This window comes from Oceanobacillus sp. MO10714A, from assembly GCF_037072045.1.
GTDB lineage: Bacteria > Bacillota > Bacilli > Bacillales > Amphibacillaceae > Oceanobacillus > Oceanobacillus indicireducens.
This window is the reverse complement of record NZ_JAXHDC010000005.1, coordinates 21,940-45,627: the sequence shown is the minus strand read 5'-3', so window position 1 is coordinate 45,627 and position 23,688 is coordinate 21,940. Positions and strand designations below refer to the sequence as shown.

Genomic DNA, 23,688 nt, shown 5'->3' with positions numbered 1-23,688 from the left:
AAAGGATGTTGCTCACATGAATGCTATTGTACTTTTGGCTTTTGCAATTATAAGTGAAGTGTTCGGCAGCTCCTTTTTGAAGCTGACGAATGGCTTTAAAAAGATACTACCAACACTCGGGGTCATAATCGGATACGGAACCGCTTTTTACACTCTTTCTCTCACGCTAACCGAATTACCACTTGGCTTGGTTTACGCAATTTGGGCTGGGATGGGAACTGCGCTAACCGCCATAGTTGGAATAGTCGTTTATAAAGAAGTATTTAATATGAAAAAGTTAACAGGGATCCTGCTCATCATTTCCGGAGTTGTCCTATTGAATATTTGAAAGCAGGTATTAGGATTTTGAGCGAGGGATTGGCTTTTCATTGACCGAATGAATGAGGATCGTTGTCGTTCAAGGGATTAGGAAACTTCTAACTGACGGAACGAGGAAGAGTTGCTGTCGTTCGAGTGATTAGAAGGCCTTTAATCGACTGAATAAGGGAGATTCTCTGTGTTCCGGGGAATTAAAGATTACAAGCTACAAAAACAGAGCTGTCTAACTGGGACAAATGCTCTGACCCCAAAAAGAAAGTTGGTGTTAGATATGAATGTGAAGGGTTATAGTTTCCTTGTTGTTTCGATTGTTGCTGAGATCTTTGGTACGCTGATGCTGAAGCTATCCAATGGTTTTACGTTGTTGTATCCATCGCTTGCAGTCATTTTCGGGTATGGGCTATCTTTTTATTTTCTCGCTCTTTGCCTGCGTTCCGTCCCGCTAAGTCTCGCTTATGCGATTTGGTCTGGAGCTGGAACTGCTTTAACTGCATTGATCGGCTTTCTTTTCTGGAATGAAGCATTCCACCTCGCCAAGCTACTCGGCATTATTCTCATTATTGGAGGTATCCTCGTCCTGAACACAAGTGACACAGCACACAATAAAAATAAAACAAAAGAAAAAACCATTTAAAAAATGGGGCAATCAATGTACTGAACTTGATCGCCCCATTCCAATTTTTAATTAATTCCACGCATATATTTCTTCAATTTAGGTGCCAGGAATAATAAACAAATTCCTAACAGAATGGCAAAACCACCAATGGCTCCGAAATAAATCGCCTCCGTCTCCACTGAATAAAAACGTACTACTTGCGCGTTGATTGCCTGTGCGGAAGCGTTTGATAGATTCCAAAGACTCATCATCTGGGCCGCAAACGCAGCCGGCGCAAGTTTCGTGGATGCAGACAGTCCAACCGGAGATAATAACAATTCACCGATTACGACGAGGAAGAAACTCGCCACAAGCCATAATGGGCTAACGAGAGATTCCGTTCCGTTAAATATAGCTGGGAAAACCATAATAATAAAGGACAAACCAGCAAAAATTAACCCAAGCGAGAACTTCTGTGGTGTACTCGGTTGACGATCACCAAGTTTCACCCAGAGCCAAGCAAATACTGGAGCAAGTGCCACAATAAATAATGGGTTGAGTGATTGGAACCACGAAGATTTCAGTTCAAAACCTAAGAAACTTAACTGTGTCCGTTCGTTTGCATATGTTGCAAGAATATTCGAGCCTTGTTCCTGAATCGCCCAGAACATCATTGCAGCAATAAATAGCGGAATATATGCCAATAACCGGGAACGCTCATCATCGGTTGTCTTCTTACTGCGGTACATTACAAAAATGTAAATAGCTGGAATAATAACACCTGAAATACTAATAAAGAATATGACACGTTCAATTGTTAACCAGCCACCGGAAAACCCTAACCGAAGAAACGCCGCGATGGCAACTCCACCAAATAAAAATCTGCGTGCAATGCTGCCTTTTTCAGTAGCAGATAAAGGGTTCGGTACTTGCATTCCCGCAAGACCCATATTCTTCTTCCGCGTGAATAAATAGACAACTAAGCCCGCGAACATACCTACGGCGGCTAAACTAAATCCAAGGTGGAAACTATATTCCTGTCCAATTGTTCCGACAATTAATGGTGAAATGAATCCACCCATGTTAATTCCCATATAATAGATACTAAAACCGGAATCACGGCGTGAGTCTGTCTTGCTGTAAAGTTCCCCAACCATTCCACCGACGTTCGGTTTCAATAAGCCTGTCCCAATAATGATAAAGAGCATGGATAATAGCAATGCGGTAAATCCACCAGGCAATGATAAAATAATATGACCAATCATAATCAGAACTCCACCGTAAAATACGGTCCGGTTCATTCCTAGCAAGCGGTCGGCAATCCAACCACCAATTATTCCAGACATATATACTAAAGAACCGTAGATAGCCATAATCGAGTTAGCTGTTGTGCGGTCCAGCCCTAGGCCACCCTCGGTTATTTCATAGTACATATAGTAAAGTAGAATAGCGCGCATCCCGTAGTATGAGAACCGCTCCCAAAACTCGGTGAAAAATAATGTTGATAAACCTTTTGGATGCCCGAAGAAACCTTTTTGAGGCACGGTCTTCAATATCGCATCCCGTTCTTTAGAGTCCATTTGCTGTTAATCCTCCTCTAAGTTGTAAATATTTCTAAGACCCCTTCAGTTTTCTATCGGTACGTTATGATTGGTTTCTTTCTGAAATATCATCCGATACACCAATCCTTTATATTTTAAATCCAATAACAATGCAATCGCAAGCCCAACGAAGGCAATGCCGCGATACATATTTTTCCGTTCTGAATTCATCCTTTTCCCTACCTTTCACTTCAAGGCTGTCTTAGTAAAATAACATTCCTATTTTATCATTTTTTATTTTTACTTACAATTGAGTAATTTTTGTAAATGTACTGGACTTTCCTACCTGCCTAATTTTTCAATTTACTCTAAACTGGCTTATACTACATATAGATTAAAAATAATGGAAGGGAGAAGGAAACATGATTTATGATAATTCAATTACAAAAAAACTTGGCATAACCTATCCCATTATTCAAGCAGGCATGGCGGGAGGGATAACGACACCCGAGCTCGTTGCCAGTGTCGCAGAAACCGGTGCGCTTGGTACGCTTGGAGCAGGTTACTTAACACCGGAAAAAACGAAAGAAGCCATCCAGAAGATTAAGCAGCTCACCCACAAACCGTTTGCGGTGAATTTATTTATTCCAGAACACCCGACTTTTTCCGATAAAAAAATTAAACAGGCCAACCAGTTACTTGCTCCTATTCGTAGGGATTTAAACATGGAAGAGCAAATACAACTACCTGAAATGAACAAGGATCTTTTTGAACAACAAATTGAAGTATTAATCGAAGAACGAGTCCCAATTTGTAGCTTTACCTTTGGGCTGCCCCCTAAGAAAATTGTTCGTCGCTTAAAAAGCGAAGGAATAACATTAATCGGTACAGCAACAACGGTAAACGAAGCACTTGCCAATGAAGAACAAGGTCTTGATATGGTCGTTATGCAAGGGAGTGAGGCTGGCGGACATCGGGGGACATTTCTTGGTAATTTTCAATCCGCGATGATTGGGACGATGGCACTTGTTCCCCAAGCAAAAGACCTGGTGAACATCCCGATAATTGCCGCAGGTGGGATTATGGACGGACGGGGTGTACTAGCCGCTCTCATTCTTGGTGCAGAGGCCGTACAGATGGGAACGGCATTTGTCACAACCAAAGAAAGCGGCGCCCATCCCCTCTATAAACTAGCGATTCGTGAAAGCACTGAAGAGGCAACAACCGTGACAAAAGCCTTCAGTGGAAAACCGGCAAGAGGGATACGAAATGCATTCATTCAGAGTCTTGAAAATAGGGAACATCATCTGCCGAATTATCCGATTCAGAACATGTTGACACAAGAGATTCGGAAAGAAGCAGCAAAGCGAAACCGTCCGGAATATTTAGCTCTATGGTCGGGTCAACACCCACGTTCCAGCACGGACAAACATGCAGAAGACCTGATTCAATCCATCCTTTCACAAATTGAAGACCTTATGGGTAGCTTAAGTCTTTAGGTAAGAAAAACAGAGGGCAGCTCACGAAGCTGTCCTCTCTTTAATAACTCAATGCCTGTCCTGCATCAAATTTGTCGATACATTGCTGTGTACGCTTCATCTGCTTATCTAGGGAATAGCAAGATGTCGTAAGTGATAAAGACGTCCCGTCGACAAAATGTACTTTGGATTTATACAACACAGACTCCTCACTGATATCCTCAATGCTCTTGATCCGATGATAAAATAGCCATATGCAGTCTGGGTGTGAGGGTGACATGGTAGGAAACGCATAAATACCGAGAGCTGTATTGATCGGGAGCGGTAATTTATATTTAAAACCTAATTTCTCTCTAATTAAATAAGTACTTCCTTCATAGGTTAAGAATGTTTTGGAGGCGCTTTCTTTAATAATGTCAAACGGGGGCTTTTTTACGTAGTGTTTCCCTTCAGAGGTTAAAACAATGGTGTCATAATGTGTGCTTCGCCCCGGAAGAAGTGCATTGTCATTTTGCGTAATGGTGTAGTTTAATAAAATTTTATCCAATTGAATAACTCCCTTCCCGCCTAATTATTAAGTACTTCAGGCTAGTTCTTATTACATATTTGACACCGATTATATGAGCATTGGGAATTATTTGCAAGCCCGTATTCCAAAAAAATAACCAGCCAAGATGTATTTTCTTAGCTGGTCTACGCTTATTCATTCAATTGCTGTTCAGCAAATTTACGGTATAAATCATGAGTTGCAATCAACTCTTCATGGGTGCCCAAACCGGTTATTTTTCCTTTTTCAATAAAAATAATTTTATCGGCGTTGACAATAGTTGATAACCTGTGGGCAATCACAAAGGTTGTGCGCCCCTCCATCAGACGGGAAAGAGCCTGCTGAACAGCGTGTTCCGACTGACTATCCAAGCTTGCAGTTGCTTCGTCAAGCATCAAAATTTTTGGATCGCGCAGGAAAGCACGCGCAATATTAATCCGCTGCCTTTGCCCTCCGGAGAGCTTTACTCCGCGCTCCCCGACTTCCGTAGCAAGACCATCTGGAAAGCTACGAATGAACGTCGCCGCATAAGCCATCTCTGCGACCCGCCATAAACGATCATCCGGAATTTTCTCCGCATTATCCAAGCCATAGGTGAGATTATCACGGATTGTTCCAGCCATCATTGCACTTTCCTGGGATACATAACCGATCTGTCCCCGCCAAGATGCTAGGGAAAGCTCACGAATCGGGGTATTCCCAATTCGAATCTCACCGCGAACTGGTTCATAGAAACGCTCAAGCAAGCCGAATAACGTCGTTTTCCCACCGCCACTCGGACCAGCAAAAGCGATCATCTCTCCTGGATGTGCTTCAAACGTGACATCCGCTAGCACCACTTCTCCTTCGTCATATCCAAAGGAAACGTCATCAACGTAAATTGATTGCGTACTAATATCCCTCGTGATGCCAACCTGTCCTTCCTCTTCTTCCAAGTCCAGAATTGCAATAATCCGCTCCGTCGCACCTTTTGCCTTTTGAAGTTCTGTGAAAAACATCGCAAACGATGTAATCGGAAAGATGATTTGAAAAAGATAAAGTAGAAAAGCAACGAGCGAACCTGTTGACATCGTACCCTCCGAGACACGGATACCGCCATACCCGATAATCACGACAATGACAAACATCATAATCGTATAAATTAGCGGGCCTATCAAAGCAAATACTTTCGCTTCTCTTAACCCTAAGCTGTACAATTTACGAATCCCTGATTTACCTTGGTTTTCCTCCACTTCTTCCGCGGTGGATGATTTCATTAAGCGGACTTCACCTAACGTCTGCTGGATATTTCCGGTGAATGTCGCCGTTTCATCCTGCATCTTTTTTGAAATCTTCGCCATCCTTGAACCGAGCGGCATCATAATCAAGAATGTTATCGGAACTGCAAGCAGCATAAGTAAGGTCATCTTCCAATCCATAATAAGCAGAATAACAATCGCTCCAATAATCGTAATGGTACCCGTGATAAACTGCGGAAAATGGTTGGAGATTAAATCTTTTACTATTCCCGTATCATTTACGACCCGGCTTACCGATTCGCCGCTCGGTGTTTTATCAAAATAACGGACTGGCAAACGAAGCAGCTTAAACCACATCTTTTCCCGTAATCGAGCGACAATCCGCTGACCGACTGCAGCTAAAATATAAGTCGATAATCCATCTATAACCGCCTGGAGAATAAAAACGACTAAGATTGTAATAATTAGTGTCGTACTAAGTGCCTCCAATGTAAATCCATCAACCAGCTTCCTTGTTAGGAGCGGAATGGCAAGGTTCACAAGCATCGTCAGCATACTTCCGATTAATCCTGCCACAAGTGCCCACTTTGAAATCTTCGTTGATAGGATTAGTTCTATAAATGGTTTGATTCCTGATTGTTTCTCTTTCATCTGCATTCTCCTCAATTGTTAGAAAATCACGGAGGAAATTTTTAATGATCCACGACTACTTTTCCATTTACCGTCTGGATCTTAATAAGATTTTCCCCATCTCCAAACGTACGATACCGGCTACTACTCCCAAAGATAATTGCTTCTCCGTTGACCACTTCAACAATAATCTCTGCATTATCAGGTTCTTCCTCTACTTGAACATTGACCTTACCATTCACTGATTCGAGGTCAACCGGATGATCTAAGCTTTTTGCCTCTACATTGATCGTACCATTTGTGACTTCAGCCTTTAGTTCTCCCGATATATTCACTGCACTTATTTTCCCATTTTCAGACTGAATTGTCGCGGTTTGTGTATTAAGATTCTCTAAAGACATCTTACCATTTGTCGATTCGGCAGAAATGATATCACTGTTAAGATTTTCAATCCTTACTTTCCCGTTCGCAGTTTTTGCTTTCAAGGAATCATAATCCTTTTCCGGCAAGTAAACTCTTGTCACCGCTGATTTCAGCGAAAAGTCGAAACTAAAGAACTGAAGAACTTTCTCCTTTATAGTCACTTGAAGTATCCCGTCTTCCACTTCCGCCTTGTAACGATAACGAGAATTATTTTTCGTATTCTTTATAAATTCAACCTTTGTCACGTTGTCAGTTGTCGGTACGATTTCAATGGTCGAATTATCCGTCTCAATTACGACATCTGAAATGGTATCTGTGAAGGTCCTTTCCTCTTCAACCGTTTCGCCAGCACTAAGAGATGGATACGTGAACAATGCCCCGCCAAAGCCAATTACCAACAGTACTACCGCAATGAATGCGATTCTTCTGCGATTAAGCATACTTCATTCCACCCTTCACCATTCTGACGTTAAATTGAAAATATTTCACAAACCAATGCTTCATCCATCCCGTAACGGCGTACATACAGATTCCAATTAATAATCCTGCCCCTGTTAGTCCGATGGAAATGAATATATTGAATGGCTCGAATATCTCGGGATAAATAAGTGTGTTAATCAGAACACCGACTAGAGTAAGTGAGAAGGATACCGCAACAACCCAGCCCGCAAATAACAGAGACGCAAGTGCGATGAGTGGACCTGCAACAATCAACAGATTAAAGAAACTTAACGAGATGACTGCCCAAAATGCGCGGAAGAAATTTCTTGTCGTACCACTTTCCTGAACAGCGTCCACATAATATACCGCAGAAAGTTCTTTCCCGAGCTGTTCTGGTGAACCGAGTGAAGAACTGATTTCTTCTTCTGTTTTACCATCGGCAAGTCCATTTGAAAAATATTCCTCGTAATCATACAAAATATCATCCCGTTCATTTCGTGGAAGTGTTAGAATTGCTTTCTCCAACTTGCTTAAAAATTGTCTCTTATCCATCATTTATATCCCCTTTCCATCTATTAGGTAATTAACACCTTCCGTAAACATCCACCATTCCTCAAGTAATTCCTGAAGATACTTATTACCTTCTTTCGTTAACTTATAATACTTCCGAGGTGGCCCTTCTGATGACTCTTGTAAATATGTTGTTGTGTAACCTTCCTTTGTAAAGCGCCTTAACAAAGGATATACCGCACCTTCCGATAGTTCTATATGACGAGAAATATGTTGTACAAGTTCATAGCCATATTGCTCTTTCTTATCTAAAAGAACGAGCACACATAGTTCCAGCACACCCTTTTTAAACTGTACATTCAACCCGCTCACTCCCTTGATGTATTTAGGTATTATATATTATATAATACTATATTGTATATGTTACTGTTCAACAAATAATAGCAATTAAAGTATAGCATTTCCCTTTTCACCTGTCACTAGACCTGAAGCATGATTTCCGCATACAACTTGAGACTTAGCAAAACAGAACGAAGAAAAAGCCAAGACAAGACCAGGTAAACTGCTCATATAACTGAACTTGATCATGTCATGGCTCTACTTTAACCAATATGGTGAACAAATAAAAAATGGCACATTCAGTTTTTCTGAACGTGCCACTCTAATTATTGCAAACGTCTTATTCTTTCTTCCAAATCCGGATGGGTCGAGAAGATGTTCGATTTTTTCTTGCCATTAATTTTGAGCGTGGCAATCGAAGTATCTTCTTCTGTTTTAATGCGGTCACTGTAAGCGCGCAATGACTCTAGCGCATGTCTCATTTTATCTTTCCCTGCAAGATCAGCCCCGCCCCGGTCCGCATGAAATTCTCTGTGGCGGGAGTAAGCGAAGACAACAAGACTTCCTAAAATAGAAAACACTAGCTGGAAAACAATAATCGCAATAAAATGGACGATCGGAGCAATTTCTTCTCTTGCAAAGCGCGATGCGATAAAAGCCGCAATCCGAGCAAGAAAAACGACAAATGTGTTAACGACGCCTTGAAGCAGGGTCATTGTCACCATATCTCCGTTTGCTATATGAGCGACCTCATGAGCAAGCACACCCTCGATCGCAACATCATCCATTTCTTCCAATAAACCGGTTGAAACAGCGACAAGTGAACGTTTCTTTGATGGTCCGGTCGCAAAAGCATTCACTTCTGGTGAATCATAAATCCCAACCTCAGGCATATTGGTTAAGCCTGCAGCTCGTGATAAACGATGAACTCTTTCAACAAGTTCCTGTTCATATTGAGTAACCGGTTGATCAGGATTGATAATCCGAACACCCATCATTCTCTTTGCCATCCAGCGCGAGATTAACAGAGAAATAATGGAACCGGTAAACCCGATAATCGCACTTAAGATAAGTAGTGTACCGAAATCAATTCCACCTGTTGTATTTAAATAATTCAATCCACCTGGTATTAAGTTAACGATTATACTAATTGTAAGTAGGACTAAAACGTTCGTAAGTAAGAAGTAAAAAATCCGCTTCCCCATCTTCCACACCCTTTATCTTTGATTTTCTTTTCTCAATTATATAAGGTATCACGTGATGCTACAAGCAGGAAGTACAGATTTAAGCAGCTTTTTCCCGCCATACAAGTAATAATAGATTGGCAAAGCTAGAGAAGGGGAAATACAGCATACGTGACGCCTTATCAAATTGAACGGTCCATTCAAGTGCGGTTCCTGAATGGACCAATTTTTAGGTTGCGATAAATTTTCAAAGTATAGTAGATAAAGGGAAAGAATACGAGAATAATCATCACTTCTACACCGAAACCAAGCCCATTTTCTTTCCCTAGCCCATTTTGAATAATATCGTAGTAAACACTCGCAAACGTCAGACTGATTGCCAAGTTAGAAACTGCTAGCATTCTTGCAGTATTTCGTTTAACGGTATGGCTCTCACCTTCCGTTAGCTCTTCCTTTTTCAAAAAGGGAATATTCATGAATTGCAGACTGTCTGCTTTATCCGAACGAATGATTAAATAATAATTCAACACAAAGCAAAGCAGAACGGTATGGAAGTTAAGCAATATCAAGCCGAATAAAGTACCCTTATGTCCCCAGCCATCCGCTTCTCCAGCCATATTAAAATGAATGGGAATCTCCGTCGGCAGCTTGCTATAAGAAATAGAAACATAAGTTATCATGCTGAACATCACGATGAATGTCAGTAGATCAAGTACAGGCGAATAATACTGCCGAATATTTCTCCACATGAAATCAACCTTCCCTCATGTATATATCCAATTATAATACGAAATAGAGCCCGATCGAGATTCATGGATGCAAAGGAACTGTTGATCCCTTTCATTTAGCATAAGTGAAACTTTCATCTGTCTCTCATCCTTTATCCGCGAAAAAATCTTCCATTGAAATACTTTCTTTAGAATCCAGTAAGATTACTTCTACCTGCTCTCCCTTCTTTGATTCTTTCCTTCCCTTTAAGAAAACAATCAAGCAGTCCGCTTCAGCAAGAGAAGAGACAACACCTGATTTATCCAACCCGCTCGGAGTAGCAAAGAGCGTTCCATGCTTCAGCTCGAGCTTGCCACGTACGAAACGGTCAAACGGATTCTTTTTTAGAAAGTCCGCCCCAAGAATAGCCGTTGTTCGCGGTGAGAAAGGGTGCCTAGCACCTAAAACCGCACGGATGAATGGACGCGCGAGGAGTTCAAAGCCGACGTAACAGGCAGATGGATTCCCTGACAAGGCAAAGATAAGCTTCCCGTTCTTTTCCGCCACTGTCGTCACACTTCCCGGACGCATTCCGATCTTATTAAAGAGCACATTGGCACCGAGTCGATTGAAAATCTCCGGCATAAAATCATAATCACCTACAGAAACTCCACCTGTGGTAATCAGGATATCCACCTTCTTCAAGTTTGTTGTGATACTTTCAAAGTTCGTTTCCAAGTCATCGCTTAGTTTCCCAAGATAAATTGGTTCTGCCCCAGCCCGGAGTGCTTGAGAATGAATCATGTAGCCGTTACTATTTCTTATTTTCCCTGGCTCTAGTGGGTCATCCAAATCCAACAATTCACTTCCCGTAACGAGAATACCTGTCGCCGGCCTCTTTCTAACGGGAACTTGCGTGTAACCGAATGTCGCAAGCAACGCAATAACACCCGGATTTATATACTTTCCAGCTTCAGCAACAACCGTCCCTTGCTGCACATCTTCCCCAGTAAAAGATATATTTTTGTTCGCCTTCATTGGTCTCCGAACTTGTATATGAGGATTATCGTCTATTTTGATTTCTCTCACAGCTTCAATCATAATAACTGCGTCACAGCCATCAGGAATTGCCGCACCGGTCATAATGCGGACAGCTTCTTTTTCCCCAACCGTTCCAGAAAATACTTGCCCCGCACCAATTTCTCCCACAACCTTGAGCACACTCGGATTATGGGTTGTTGCTCGAGCAGTATCGCTTGAACGTATAGCAAATCCGTCATAGGGCGAGCGGTCAAACGGTGGAACCGGGTGATCGGCAACTAAGTCCTCCGCCAGATAAAAACCGGTTGCATCAAGTGGAGAGAGGTATTCCATTTCACCCGGATTTGCAAACTTCGTCAATCTTGTAACCGCTTCCTGTAATTGAATCGACTTTCTTTCAAACATTCCGACACCCCCGTTTCCTATAATTATAGCATACGCAATGAAACTACCTCCAAGCGTGGGACAGGGGGTCAGAGCATCTGTCCCATTTTTCGTTCACTCTTCTTCCTCTTCCGCCCATACTTTAAAATCAACCTTTGCCTCAAGTTCCCTTTGAATGGTCCCATCAGAGAACGCTGTAGTAGCGGTCACCGTATAATATCCAGGTGGAAAATCACGCCGTTTTTTAAAATCTTCAATAAATCCCGCATACTGCTCACCATCATCTTCAAAAGAAAAGACTCCTTGCTTTACATACTTCTCCCGGTACGGCTCCCCAGCTGCAAGCTTCGTCTCTATATGAATATCCTGCACAGCAAACGGAAGTTCATAGTCCCGTACCTGTTCCTTGATCTCAAATAATACCGCTGAAGAAGCATGGGCAATCTCGACTTCACCTTCACCGATATATATAATTTCTCCATATAATTCCACTTCTTCGCCCGCTTCATATTCCTCCTTGCCACTTACAAGCCGGAACACAAAATTGTCTTCTATCGTTTCATCAAACGTTTGTTTAACTTCATAGCCCTCTAACCCTTCATTTGTCACTTCATTAGCTGCCCCGCAGCCTGCGAGTATAAAAAGGAAGCATAGTAACACAACTCTCATTTTCATCAAGCAAGCCCCTCCCCTGTAAAATTAAAATACATTACATAGTAAGACGGTTATAAGCCGAAATAGGTTTCATTCTTAGCTAACATCATAAGTAACCAACCACGCGTATATATGTTAAAGTAGAAAGAGACATCTTTTACGAGAAGAAAGGATTGTACAAATGAGTAAAACAGTAGTACTAGCTGAAAAACCTTCTGTCGGACGCGATATCGCTCGTGTTCTGCAATGTAATAAAAAAGGGAATGGGTACCTTGAAGGACCCAATTATATTGTAACTTGGGCCCTCGGTCATTTAATTACGCTCGCCGATCCGGAAGTGTATGATGATAAATATAAAACATGGAAGCTAGATGATCTTCCAATGCTTCCACCCCATTTGAAATTAGTTGTAATTAAGAAAACTGGAAAACAGTTCCAATCCGTTAAAAGCCAGTTGAACCGGAAAGATGTGAAGGACATCGTTATTGCAACGGATGCTGGGCGCGAGGGTGAACTTGTTGCCCGCTGGATCATCGATAAAGCAAGAGTCAAAAAACCAATTAAAAGATTATGGATTTCCTCTGTCACAGATAAAGCGATTCGTGACGGATTCAAGAAACTGCAGCCAGGTGATAAATATAAAAACCTTTACGCCTCCGCTGTTGCCCGCTCTGAAGCAGATTGGTATGTTGGCCTGAACGCAACCCGTGCACTTACAACGAAATTCAATGCTCAGCTATCCACAGGACGGGTACAGACACCAACACTTGGCATGGTTGCGGCAAGGGAAAAAGAAATCAATGAATTTAAACCGAAAACCTACTACGGTCTGCAAGCGAAAGTTACCGGTGGAGTCACGTATACGTGGCGGGATGACAAGAATAATTCCCGTATTTTCCAAAAAGAAAAAGCAGACAAACTGTTCCAATCCTTAAAAGGTGAAACACTGACGATTGAACGAATCGATAAGGCTGCCAAGAAAAAATATGCTCCGCAACTTTATGATTTAACCGAGTTGCAGCGAGACGCAAACCGACTATTCGGATTTTCTGGTAAACAAACCTTGTCAATTATGCAAAGCCTTTACGAGCGTCATAAAGTGTTAACCTACCCAAGAACCGATTCAAGAGTAATCTCAACGGATATTGTCCCAACATTGAGCGAGCGGCTCGAAGCATGTGGAATTGACCAATATGTCCGAGAGGCTCAGATGATTCTTAGAAAAGGGATTAAAAAGCTCCCGAAGTCTGTCGTGGATAACTCGAAAGTAAGTGACCACCACGCCATAATCCCTACTGAAGAGCCGGTCTATTTGTCTAATCTCGATGCAAAAGAACGCCGCATTTATGATTTAGTCGTCAAACGTTTTTTAGCTGTTTTAATGGACCCTTATGAATATGAACAAACAACAATTCATGCTAGGATTTCCGGAGAAGCTTTTACAGCAAACGGGAGAATCATTAAAAACCAAGGCTGGAGAACACTTTACGACCGGAACTTTGATGAGGAAGATTTTGATAATCAATCCCTTCCAAATGTAAAACAAGGGGACACATTCACAAATTTCACCCTCAATCTAACGAACGGTGAAACAAAGCCACCGGAACGATTTACCGAAGGCGCCTTGTTACAAGCGATGGAAAATCCCGTCCGTTATATGGACGCAAATGAAAAACATCTTGCCGGCACGTTACAGAAATCAGGTGGGATCGGTACTGTCGCAACACGTGCGGATATTATCGATAAACTCTTTAACAGTGAATATATGGAATTAAGAGGTAAGCACATTTTCATTACGCCGAAAGGAAAACAATTGCTTGATCTTGCACCGGAAGATTTACGCTCCCCTGCTCTAACCGCTGAATGGGAACAGAAGCTGAGTCTTATTGCTGACGGAAAGCTGAATAAAAATAAATTCATCGCAGAGATCAAAGATTATACAAAAGAAATTATTCAGGAAATTAAAGCGAAGGATGCAACATTCAAACATGATAATATTACCGGAACGAAATGTCCGGATTGCGGTAAATTAATGCTTGAAGTGAGGAACAAACACGGTCGCATGCTCGTCTGTCAAGACCGTTCCTGCGGACATAAGAAGAACATCGCAAAACGCACCAATGCCCGCTGCCCGAATTGCCATAAACGCTTGGAACTGCGCGGGGAAGGCGAAGGTCAAATCTTCACCTGTTCTTGTGGTCACCGGGAAAAACTTTCCACCTTCAACAAAAGAAAGCAACAAGAGAAAAAACATAATGTATCGAAACGAGATGTCAACAAATATCTTAAAAACCAGGACGACGGCTTTAAAAATAACGCCCTCGCTGAACAACTCGCAAAACTTAAAAATAAAAAATAGCACAACTGGCACAACAGCGCCTTCCCCAGTCACACTACAATCGGGACAAGGGGTCAGTGCATTTGTCCCACTGCACTACAAAACCCCGTATTGGATTTTTCCAAAACGGGGTTTTATCACGTATTAACGGTCTGTAATACCCCCGTCTCTAAACAAAAGGGTAAACCAAAATGTCAAGGTTGGGGGATATACAGTCCGTAAATATACGTTATCTTTTTCCATTCATTAAAATGTAAATAGCATAATGATGAAGTAACCAACCATTGCTACCAAGCCTACTGGTACAGCAAATTTGGCATACTCAAGACTTGTAATCTTCAATTTACCCGCAGCAATGATGTTCGGGATATTACCAGGGATAAGCATTCCACCACTAATCATCAGCCCCATTAAAATAGCTCGGATTGTCGATCCATCCATTGCAGGGCTAATTTCTGCAGCCGCTAATGTAGCGTTATCCAAAATCGCTGATAAGATGTTAATCCAGTACAAGATCAACGGACTTAAACCAAGTAAATATTTTTCAATAAACGGCTCAAATCCAGCACCTAAAAATGTTAAAGCCATAACAAATAAGTAAATCTTCGCACTTCGGATAACAATTTCCGAGTAAGATTCAGCCTCTGAGTCATCTGCTGAGCCTGATCCGTCGTACTCACCAGGAACTTTGACGGCAAACGCTGCTGCAATACCAAAAAGTACAACAAATGGAATAACAGAAGAACCGACCAGTCTTAGAAGATAAAAGAAATCTTCATTAAGTTTGCCAACTGTAATAGTTGATAACGGTTCACCAATTGGTGTCAGTGCAGCACCAAGACCAATCGCAAAACAAGCTAAAATAACAAGTCGAATTTCCGATTTACGATCCAGTCGTAAAATAGCGACAATCGAAGCAAGAATAATTGCGGCAACAATCGCTGTAATAATACTGGAAATAAGACCTAAAATAATAACAAACAATGCAATGAAAACACGATATGGCATCGCTTTACTGATTGAAAGTGTCCCTTTCTCAATTGGACCTTTAAACCAGCGGAACAAAAGACCTGCTATTAAAACAGCTATCGTAATGTTAATCGGGTGTACCAATGCTTCTTTAATGAGTGGCCAATCCAAGACTTGACTAACGAGTACAGAAGCTACCCCCATAATAAACAGGAATATTTCCAGATTTTTTTCCACCAATTTTGTAAATGGCAGAAATAGAACTAAAAGCAAAATAATGATTAATCCTACAATCATGAAGAACTCCCCTTTTCACATAATTCCAATAGTTTTCTATCTACTTCTTGCACATCTTATATGTAACCTGCTAAATGACGAACTCACGTCATACAAACCTAGCCCAGCTCCCCCCTAATCACTTATTTTAATAACACAAATAGGAGTCTGAAATGGGCATACTACGCCCTTGGTGACAGACTCCTCCTTGGTGGTGCTCTTATCAACTTTTTGGTTACTAATAGTTTAACTTACTTCGTCCAAAAAATAAAGGGCAAACTATAAATTTATTCGAAAAACGTATCTTTATGCACGAAAGGCCCTAATTCTTGCCCTATAATCATTCGGAGCTACCGCGCGCTCCTAAACGCGTGCTTGCGTTTTTGGTTCGTCTAGCTTAAGCACGCAGGAGCCGACTGTACTTCCCGCGCTTCCGGTCGATAAGTCAACATCGCCTCTCTGCGTTCGGCGTGTTTCCTTTATCTTCCTGCACCGCGGTCCAGTTCAGTCGCTCCTAAACGCGTGCTTGCGCTTTTGGTATTATATGTGTTCCTATTTTTCCTTGCATAGCTTGGTCGGCTTGATCAAGGGAGCAGATGATGGCGCGTTTTCCGGTTTGGGCGAATTTGATTGCTGCTTCCATTTTAGGCCCCATGCTGCCTGCTGAGAAGTGTCCTTCACTTACATATTTATTCGCTTCTTCCAACGTAACTTCGGTAAGTATTTCTTGATTAGGTTTCCCGTAATTGATATATACATTCTCTACATCCGTTAAAATCATGAACAAATCTGCATTGATTTCTTCTGCTAACTTAAAGGCGCTGCGATCTTTATCGATAACAGCATCGATCCCTTCATACGTTCCATCGTCTTTTTTTACAACAGGAACACCACCGCCACCACTCGCAACGACGATTGTTCCCATTTCCGATAATTGCTGGATCGTATTAGATCCGATAATCGACTTCGGTTCTGGTGAGGCTACCACTCTTCTCCAACCTCTTCCCGCATCTTCTTTTACCGTCCAGCCTTTGTCCGCGCTTAACTGTTTCGCTTCCTCTTCCGAATAGAAGACACCAACTGGTTTAGATGGATCGTGGAAGTCTGGATCATCAATTGAAACTTCCGTCTGGGTTAACATGACTGTAACCGGAGTTTCATTATTTAATTTTAGCAGTTCGTTTCTTAATGCCTGTTCAAGCATATAACCTATAAATCCTTGGGATTCCGCACTGCAGATAACGAGTGGCATGGATGGAACAACATGCTTTGCTTCCTCATTCTGCCTCAAAATGTTACCTACCTGGGGACCATTCCCGTGCGTAACGACGACCGTATGTCCTTTATTAATAATCCGTGCAATGACCTCTGCACTTTTACAGACATTTTCAAATTGTGTTTCAAAGGTTGCTTCTTGCCCTGGTTGTAAAATTGCATTTCCACCTAACGCAATAACGATTCTTTCTCCCATTGTGTTTCCTCCTTAACGCCAAGAGACCAAGCAGGATAAAAAACTTATGTATCAAAATCCGAACTGTGACCCATTGACCATGCTAATTGATTTTAGTTTATACCCCGAATTTTGTCAGAGGATTTTTCCTTTAAGATATAGAATATCATAAATTCCCTTCATGCTTAATATTTTTTTGGATTTTTTATGGAAAAGGAATAGTTGGTTGGAATGGAAGTGCGAAGGTGGAAATGTTTCAAACAAAAAATCCACAAGCTCTTGAATCAATACAATCTAAGTCATAAGATGTGTGGAAAATGATATCCGTTAAGTGGACAAAGAAAGAGAGGTTAATCTTTAGAACCTCTCTTTTTAATTTTTTATTTACTTGTCATAATAGTTTCCGTCTGGATTGCTGTTGCATCTGTAAACTGCTCAAGTAACTTTCGATATTCCGCTAACCACTTTTCCAATTCTTCTTGTTCCAGGTGGAAAGCATAGATTACACTCATAACCTCCCGCTTTCCCTCCTGAATCATTGCCCGTTTACTATCGCTCGTAGGATTGCCAAAGGCTCCCTCTTCATCAAATAACACGGGCAGGTTTTCAATATTAAGATTAGATTTTCCAATCCCTTCATAGCGTTCACCTGTTGGAGCCGGACGCAATTCAATCTCTCCTTTAAGAGCATGTTTATCATAAGAACCAACAGAATATCCAGAGCGAATGGAAATTAAATTATTGATTTCCACTACATTATTGATTTTATATAAGCCATTTCCTTTCACAATCCGGCGCAGCATCGCTTCAGCCGCATTACGGTACTGAGAAGGAGATTTTCCTAAAGCTTTGTAAGCTTCCCGCGTCTCCCGAATATGAGGAATCTCTGCAATCTCGCTCATCTCATAGCGCGAGCCAATCTCCTTTACTGTCTTATCAAAATAGCTAAGTAACCTCTCATCACTCTTCTTCACATCAACTACATAACGAACAACCCCAAGCATTGTCCCAGGAATCAAAACCCTCACCATCTCACCCCCCTATTGGGACAGAGGGTCAGAGCCTTTGTCCCATTTTTACCTCTAGTTCTTATATTGCCATAAGTTTCAGGACCGGGACAAGGGGTCAGAGCAACTGTCCCACCAAAAGTGGGACAGTTGCTCTGACCCCAATGTCCCGATGTGTATTCTTAAAATTGTTCTTCTTCCCAGAAATCCAGGCTTTCATCATGAATAACTTCCTGTTTCATCTGATGAATCATCCATTGGTACCCGTATGGATCAATAAATATGGCATTGGTGATACCGTAATCCGGGAGTTCAGTCACTGGCTGTATTTCAGTACAGCCCGCTTCCAATGCTTTCTTATATGTTGCTTGAATATCTTCAACTAATACATTAAACCAGATTGTCCGCGGATCATCCGGTGTCGGGGCTTTCAACTCGAAGGTCGGATTTTCATCCAACATATGAAAGTGGACGTCATAGAGACTGAAGACAACCTCATTCTCTCCTTTTGGAAAATCAGATATTTCAATCGGTTCCACATCAAAAACCTTTTCATACAACTCCAATGCCTTCAGACTATCTGTCACGACCATATCAATTTCTACGCCGCCAATCATACTACACCCACTCCTTCTTATCTGTTCTTACCAATTAAAATAGATAAATCAATCGTTATTTCAAATTGTTCCCGTTTTCGTAAATTATTAATCGATTCTTTGTCTGCATTCCAAGAAAGAGGTGACATTTTAATTAGATCATTGAGTTCCGATTTGTTTAGCGCCTTTGTATATGTCAGTTCCTCCGTCTTCACATCAGAAAAATGCTGCTTGAAAAGTGAAATCGTCTCTTCATTCGTAAAGGAATGCTTTCGCTCATCTAAAATCGCCTCACGCAGTTCAATTAAATAGTTCTTACCTGGGACCACTTTGATCATTAATCCATTCTCTGCTAATACCCGTTTAAATTCCTGATAATTCGCTGGAGACAATATATTTATAATGGCATGAAGGGCATCATTCTTAATCGGTATGTTTGCCAAATCACCAACAAGCCACATCACCGTATCACATTTACTTGCGGCGAGCCGAATCCCTTCTTTGGAAATATCGATGCCAATTCCAGTCACTGATCCTTCCTTTTGATCTAAAATTTTCGTTAAATGGGACCCCTCTCCAGCTCCCGCGTCAAGCAGAAGGACACGTGAATGACGTTCAGTTTCTGCTTGGATTACTTCTAACAATCGTCTATGTAAGGGATCGTATAAATTATGCTTCATGATGATGCGCTGCCTAGCCGCAAATAATTCCTTGTCATAATTAACCTTCATTGAACGAGTCAGCATATTGATATACCCTTGCTTGGCAAAGTCAAACGTATGCCGATTCGAACAAATCATACTTTTATGATCTACAACTTCTACCTTTCCACCACATACTGGGCAAATAAATATATTCTCATGCTCATTTAATAATAACGCAGCATTTTCTTTACGGGACAATCATACTCCTCCTATAGAACGGCAATCATTTTCTAAATTTAGTTCACGTTGAACCTGTCCTAACATATTTTTTGAACTTGAAAACCCGCGGGTTTAAACGCGGGGGTTTCAAGGTTATTATAATGATAAAGACTTTTTACTGTCAAACAACTTCTAATGTTCACCATCCACATATCTTCCGTAATCAGGTATCGCAATTTTATCAAAGTCACTCACTAAACGCGCCAGTCCTTCTGTTAGTTCCTGTCCCTCAACAGGGACTCCATGACCCGTCACTGCGACAGAAGGATTTAATTCTTGAAGCTTTTTCACAGATTCCCACGCTGCATTCCAATCCGTCGTTAAATATCTTGGAGGGCCATTGATTTCCAATTCTTGCGTCATTACCTTATATAAGGATTCTTGTTTCACCGTGACAAAGGTATCTGCTGCAATAAGTGCGCGATCTTCTTCCCGGAACAGTGCAATTTGTCCCGGTGCGTGACCTGGAGTATGCACCCATCTCCATTCCGGCATATGTGGAACTGTACCGTCTGAAGGTAAGGCTTCTACATGACTGCCTAAATCTACAGGGTCCGTTGGGAACATAGGTGACATTTTTGCAACAAGCCCACCCTCCACCGTCCCGTCCGGATCCGGATAGCTTTGTTTACCTGTTAAAAAGGGCAACTCCTTCTCGTGGGCATATACTTTCACATCCCATTTCTCTACTAAATCAACAACAGCCCCAACATGGTCAAAATGCCCATGTGTCAAAATAATTGCTTTCGGCTTACTGTCCGCACCGAAACGCTCTTCTATTGCCTCGATTATACGGCCTGATGATTCAGGCATCCCGGTATCAATCAATACAAAATCATCCGCACTGTCACCGACCAAACAAATATTTACGATCTGGTTTGTATAACAATATAGATCAGGTAGAACTTTAACTCCCACTCCGCTTGCTATGGAATACATGGGAAGAAATTTATTCTCCATCGCATCGTACATATCATTTTTGCGATAACCGCTCATCAAACCACCACTCTCCTGAAATGTTCCGGTTTCTCGCTACTCGAAACCGCCATGATTATTATTTGTGCAGACAAAAAAATTATGTATAGTGACGATACCTTTATAAGCTAAAAGAAACGGAAACTCGTAGGCTTCCGTTTCTTTTCTCCTTATTTATTGTTCATTCTCTTCCTGCCAGACTTGTTCCAGCACTTGTTTAAACTGAGCAACAGGCTGTGCACCCGACACCCCATATTTATTGTTGAACACATAAAATGGAACACCTTGAACACCAACTTGACCGGCTTCTTGGATATCCTGATTTATTTTTTGCGTATAGCTTTGATCCTGAATGCTCTCGCGTGCCGCTTTTGCGTCAACACCGACTTCAGCAGCTAAGCGCCCAATCGTATCTTCATCACTAAGCAGTTCCGCTTCAGCAAAATGCGCTTTATAGAAGCGTTTGAAAAATTCATTCCCTTTCCCATGTTCTTTCGCATATTGGAAAGCATGGTGAGCTGGAATAGTACTTGAAAATTTCGCAGTATCATAATCAATGACAATCCCAGCATCATTTGCCATGTTTACAACGTTTTCAAACATTCCTTTCGCCTGCTCAACAGACGTTCCCTTTAAATCAGCAAAAGTCTCATGATAATTCTTATCAGGATTGTGAGCTGCATCTGGTGAGAGAAGGAAGCTCTTATATTCGATTTCAACTTCATCCTTGTGTTCAAATGCTTCCAATGCTTTTTCTAAATGTGCCTCACCGATATAACAAAATGGACACATGAAATCAGACCAAATCGTAATCTTCATTATTTCTTCTCCTTCTCTTTATTCACCGGACCGCATATTCCAGTTTCCATATCACAGACGAATCCACCCGAGGCACCAAGCTCAAACCCTTCTAATTCTTCAAGCGGCTTCAACTCAATTGGCTTTAATTTTGGCGTTTCCGTTACTTTTTTATCCAATGCTTCCCCTCCATTGATTTATTAGACATTTAATAATTGTTCAAGCATGAGTTTTAATGTTCTACTTTTAGTATAGATTAAGTTCGCCAGGGAAATACAGTAATGCGCTCAAAAAAGCTTGCACATGGGTTAACTGCAAGCTTTTATTGAATGTGATTTTTTTCTAATTTCCATACCATCTTGGTTATAAAGTGGTGCTTTGTTTAAAATCATTAACTTTGATTCTACATTTTCCGTCTGACGATACTTCCAATCGGTAAAATATCTATTTATAAATTACTCCTTTTTTATCTTCCATTTATATATATGTTAAGACTTATGGCGTTTTTATTTTATACTTATTTCGTTTTCAATAAACCCATTTAGCATCTTTAATCTCCTGAAAGGTTTCATAAAAAGTATTATAAATAGAGCCGAAATACTGAAAAAACCAATTAGTAACGGTTGTATCCTGTTAATTGAAAAAAACAAAGCAAAACATAGAATAGCCACGATTACTCCAAATAAACAAACATAGATTTCAATACGAAATTGTTTTTTTGCTTTCATAGCAAATTCCTGCAAAGTAAGACCATCAAATATAACTTTCCGTTTTGTATCCTGAATATAATAATTATCGTAAACCATTTTTGCAATGATGTAGCCTATTATGAAAGCTGCTATAAATATAGTATTTACGAACGGTCCTTTATAAACTTGGTAAATACGATCAAGATACTGTGACCCAAGTAACACCGCCAGAATTACTAGATAAAACATTGCAAATGACTTTTTTCCATGTTGTAATTTATACATATGGCTATTTTCATGGTCATAAAAAAGAGTATACAGCTCTTTCTCTCTATAAAAAGGAATTAATTTATAATTCACCATTTCACTCCTCAAGACTCTCTTATCAACTAAATACAGAACCTAGATTACCAAAGAATCCAGAAACGGCTTCTCCTATTTCTTTAGCCGTCTCCCCTATATTAGAGGTGAATTCTTTTCCTAAATTCACTACACTACTCCCAAGCTCTAGTGCTTTATCTAGACTCTTTGTTATTATAAATCACATTAAAGAGCATACTTCCACCAATACGTTGATGCAATTGGTTTAGCGCAGATACCCATCCCTTTTCAAGTAAGCTGCATGTCTCGCTGAAACCTTTAAAGTCATGACCAAATCAAATCAGATCGAGTTTTGCATATTCTTCATTCCAGCTGCAAACACAATGTGTGCTCCTGCAATCATATACAATACGCCCGCCCCCACAACTGGTAAAGCAGGGATCCCCAAGAGGATTAACGTTATACCAAGTCCCTTTACCGGCATGACAGAAACCCGTTTGCTGATCAAGAGACCTGCAATGCCTAAAACAATCAGGTAAAATAAAATTCCCACCCAGAATTGAAAAGCTGACGGATAACTGGCCATTTCCCATATAGTCACAATATATTGCTCCCCATTGAGAGTGATAGATACTGGTTTCACCATACTGATGAAAAGCATGACGCCTGCGATAATTAGACAAATCATTCCGCCGATTTTTGATAACAATCTTCCTGTCCTTAAATTCTTATTCCTCATTACATCTCCACCTTTATTTATGAATATCTCCTATTTGCCGATTGCTCTGCATCATCTTTCCAATGTCCTACGATTAACCCTCCACATACTTGGATTCTTCATTTTTCTGGAACATACCTGCTTCACGGAAAATTTTCCGGAAATGAATCTTCATCATCACCAGGCTTGCGACAAAGAGAACATATCCCGTCCCAATCAAGTATGGGGCAACGGTATAAAACATAGGAAAGTGAACATTGTCTGTGACGAGGGCATCTATATAATCATATTGATAGATTTGGAAAGAAATCAGTGCACCGCCTCCGATATACATCATCACGATCAACAAAATATAAGGAACTTTTGAGTGGGTATTCTTCTCAAAATCAACCGCAGTTTTCACCAGTATATGATTAGCCCCCTTCGCTTTTTTGTTCTTTCCGATTGCAATGATCTTCAGAAATAGATTGGGGATGAATATGAGCAACATGACGAAGATGGAAATGTATCCAATCGGAAGGTTGTAGAGGCTGATTCCATTGATTATTAGGCTTAAAAAGGCTGTAGATAATACATATCTTGCTTTCATCCCGCACC

The 23,688-nt window shown here is 41.0% G+C and carries 26 protein-coding genes; 4 read left to right on the top strand and 22 right to left on the bottom strand.

Going from position 1 to position 23,688, the window contains the following annotated elements; all coding sequences use genetic code 11:
- Positions 1-16: 16 nt before the first annotated feature.
- Entirely contained in the window at positions 17-328 is a 312-nt protein-coding gene (locus SPD53_RS05790) for a DMT family transporter (RefSeq protein ID WP_336251919.1), read from the top strand.
- Positions 329-595: 267 nt separating this feature from the next.
- Positions 596-952 carry a DMT family transporter gene (locus SPD53_RS05785; RefSeq protein WP_156857115.1) on the top strand — a complete coding sequence of 119 codons (357 nt, stop codon included), beginning with the start codon at positions 596-598 and terminating at the stop codon, positions 950-952.
- 47 nt (positions 953-999) lie between these two features.
- Here SPD53_RS05785 and SPD53_RS05780 read toward each other — a convergent pair whose 3' ends face one another.
- Entirely contained in the window at positions 1,000-2,493 is a 1,494-nt protein-coding gene (locus tag SPD53_RS05780) for a peptide MFS transporter (protein WP_336251918.1), read from the bottom strand.
- 45 nt (positions 2,494-2,538) lie between these two features.
- The gene (locus SPD53_RS05775; RefSeq protein WP_156857091.1) at positions 2,539-2,685 is read right to left on the bottom strand and encodes a hypothetical protein; all 147 of its coding nucleotides are present in this window, start codon (positions 2,683-2,685) and stop codon (positions 2,539-2,541) included.
- A gap of 191 nt (positions 2,686-2,876) precedes the next feature.
- On the opposite strand from SPD53_RS05775, the gene SPD53_RS05770 reads away from it, so the two are divergent.
- Positions 2,877-3,953, top strand: a complete 1,077-nt coding sequence (locus SPD53_RS05770; protein WP_336251917.1) for an NAD(P)H-dependent flavin oxidoreductase — start codon at positions 2,877-2,879, stop codon at positions 3,951-3,953.
- A gap of 40 nt (positions 3,954-3,993) precedes the next feature.
- Here the strand turns inward: SPD53_RS05770 and SPD53_RS05765 are convergent, their stop codons facing one another.
- From SPD53_RS05765 to SPD53_RS05725, 9 genes are all read right to left on the bottom strand, one after another.
- On the bottom strand, positions 3,994-4,479 hold the full coding sequence (locus SPD53_RS05765; protein ID WP_336251916.1) for a competence protein ComK: 486 nt from the start codon (positions 4,477-4,479) through the stop codon (positions 3,994-3,996).
- Positions 4,480-4,631: 152 nt separating this feature from the next.
- On the bottom strand, positions 4,632-6,368 hold the full coding sequence (locus SPD53_RS05760) for an ABC transporter ATP-binding protein (protein ID WP_336251915.1): 1,737 nt from the start codon (positions 6,366-6,368) through the stop codon (positions 4,632-4,634).
- Between the two features lie 41 nt (positions 6,369-6,409).
- On the bottom strand, positions 6,410-7,210 hold the full coding sequence (locus SPD53_RS05755) for a DUF4097 family beta strand repeat-containing protein (RefSeq protein ID WP_336251914.1): 801 nt from the start codon (positions 7,208-7,210) through the stop codon (positions 6,410-6,412).
- Complete coding sequence (locus tag SPD53_RS05750) at positions 7,203-7,763, bottom strand: HAAS signaling domain-containing protein (protein WP_156857114.1); 561 nt, start codon at positions 7,761-7,763, stop codon at positions 7,203-7,205. The genes SPD53_RS05755 and SPD53_RS05750 overlap by 8 nt, the downstream gene beginning before the upstream one ends.
- A 3-nt stretch (positions 7,764-7,766) precedes the next feature.
- A complete protein-coding gene (locus SPD53_RS05745) occupies positions 7,767-8,084 on the bottom strand; it encodes a PadR family transcriptional regulator (RefSeq protein WP_336251913.1) in 318 nt (105 codons plus the stop codon).
- Between the two features lie 302 nt (positions 8,085-8,386).
- A complete protein-coding gene (gene htpX, locus SPD53_RS05740; protein ID WP_336251912.1) occupies positions 8,387-9,265 on the bottom strand; it encodes a protease HtpX in 879 nt (292 codons plus the stop codon).
- 179 nt (positions 9,266-9,444) lie between these two features.
- A complete protein-coding gene (locus SPD53_RS05735; RefSeq protein WP_336251911.1) occupies positions 9,445-9,993 on the bottom strand; it encodes a DUF1648 domain-containing protein in 549 nt (182 codons plus the stop codon).
- A 124-nt stretch (positions 9,994-10,117) separates the two neighbouring features.
- Entirely contained in the window at positions 10,118-11,398 is a 1,281-nt protein-coding gene (locus SPD53_RS05730) for a molybdopterin molybdotransferase MoeA (RefSeq protein ID WP_336251910.1), read from the bottom strand.
- A 93-nt stretch (positions 11,399-11,491) separates the two neighbouring features.
- Complete coding sequence (locus tag SPD53_RS05725; protein ID WP_336251909.1) at positions 11,492-12,052, bottom strand: hypothetical protein; 561 nt, start codon at positions 12,050-12,052, stop codon at positions 11,492-11,494.
- A gap of 160 nt (positions 12,053-12,212) precedes the next feature.
- Here SPD53_RS05725 and SPD53_RS05720 point away from each other — a divergent pair, with 160 nt between their 5' ends.
- Positions 12,213-14,390 carry a DNA topoisomerase III gene (locus SPD53_RS05720; protein ID WP_336251908.1) on the top strand — a complete coding sequence of 726 codons (2,178 nt, stop codon included), beginning with the start codon at positions 12,213-12,215 and terminating at the stop codon, positions 14,388-14,390.
- Positions 14,391-14,615: 225 nt separating this feature from the next.
- Here SPD53_RS05720 and SPD53_RS05715 read toward each other — a convergent pair whose 3' ends face one another.
- The 11 genes from SPD53_RS05715 to SPD53_RS05665 all read right to left on the bottom strand — a co-directional run bounded on the left by SPD53_RS05715 (position 14,616) and on the right by SPD53_RS05665 (position 23,680).
- A complete protein-coding gene (locus SPD53_RS05715) occupies positions 14,616-15,635 on the bottom strand; it encodes a DUF1646 family protein (protein ID WP_156857080.1) in 1,020 nt (339 codons plus the stop codon).
- A 493-nt stretch (positions 15,636-16,128) separates the two neighbouring features.
- The gene (gene arcC / locus SPD53_RS05710) at positions 16,129-17,085 is read right to left on the bottom strand and encodes a carbamate kinase (protein ID WP_336251907.1); all 957 of its coding nucleotides are present in this window, start codon (positions 17,083-17,085) and stop codon (positions 16,129-16,131) included.
- Between the two features lie 359 nt (positions 17,086-17,444).
- Entirely contained in the window at positions 17,445-18,095 is a 651-nt protein-coding gene (locus SPD53_RS05705) for a B3/B4 domain-containing protein (RefSeq protein ID WP_336251906.1), read from the bottom strand.
- Positions 18,096-18,253: 158 nt separating this feature from the next.
- Positions 18,254-18,685: a VOC family protein gene (locus SPD53_RS05700; RefSeq protein WP_336251984.1), complete on the bottom strand. Its 432-nt coding sequence runs from the start codon at positions 18,683-18,685 to the stop codon at positions 18,254-18,256.
- A 20-nt stretch (positions 18,686-18,705) separates the two neighbouring features.
- Complete coding sequence (locus SPD53_RS05695) at positions 18,706-19,569, bottom strand: putative RNA methyltransferase (RefSeq protein WP_336251905.1); 864 nt, start codon at positions 19,567-19,569, stop codon at positions 18,706-18,708.
- A 153-nt stretch (positions 19,570-19,722) separates the two neighbouring features.
- On the bottom strand, positions 19,723-20,586 hold the full coding sequence (locus SPD53_RS05690; protein WP_336251904.1) for an MBL fold metallo-hydrolase: 864 nt from the start codon (positions 20,584-20,586) through the stop codon (positions 19,723-19,725).
- A gap of 153 nt (positions 20,587-20,739) precedes the next feature.
- Entirely contained in the window at positions 20,740-21,384 is a 645-nt protein-coding gene (locus tag SPD53_RS05685) for a DsbA family oxidoreductase (protein ID WP_336251903.1), read from the bottom strand.
- A complete protein-coding gene (locus SPD53_RS05680; RefSeq protein ID WP_156857075.1) occupies positions 21,384-21,542 on the bottom strand; it encodes a hypothetical protein in 159 nt (52 codons plus the stop codon). Before SPD53_RS05680 ends, SPD53_RS05685 begins: the two co-directional genes overlap by 1 nt.
- A gap of 327 nt (positions 21,543-21,869) precedes the next feature.
- Positions 21,870-22,412: a hypothetical protein gene (locus SPD53_RS05675; RefSeq protein ID WP_336251902.1), complete on the bottom strand. Its 543-nt coding sequence runs from the start codon at positions 22,410-22,412 to the stop codon at positions 21,870-21,872.
- 301 nt (positions 22,413-22,713) lie between these two features.
- Positions 22,714-23,112 carry a hypothetical protein gene (locus SPD53_RS05670; RefSeq protein WP_336251901.1) on the bottom strand — a complete coding sequence of 133 codons (399 nt, stop codon included), beginning with the start codon at positions 23,110-23,112 and terminating at the stop codon, positions 22,714-22,716.
- Between the two features lie 73 nt (positions 23,113-23,185).
- The gene (locus SPD53_RS05665; RefSeq protein ID WP_336251900.1) at positions 23,186-23,680 is read right to left on the bottom strand and encodes a hypothetical protein; all 495 of its coding nucleotides are present in this window, start codon (positions 23,678-23,680) and stop codon (positions 23,186-23,188) included.
- Positions 23,681-23,688 lie beyond the last annotated feature (8 nt).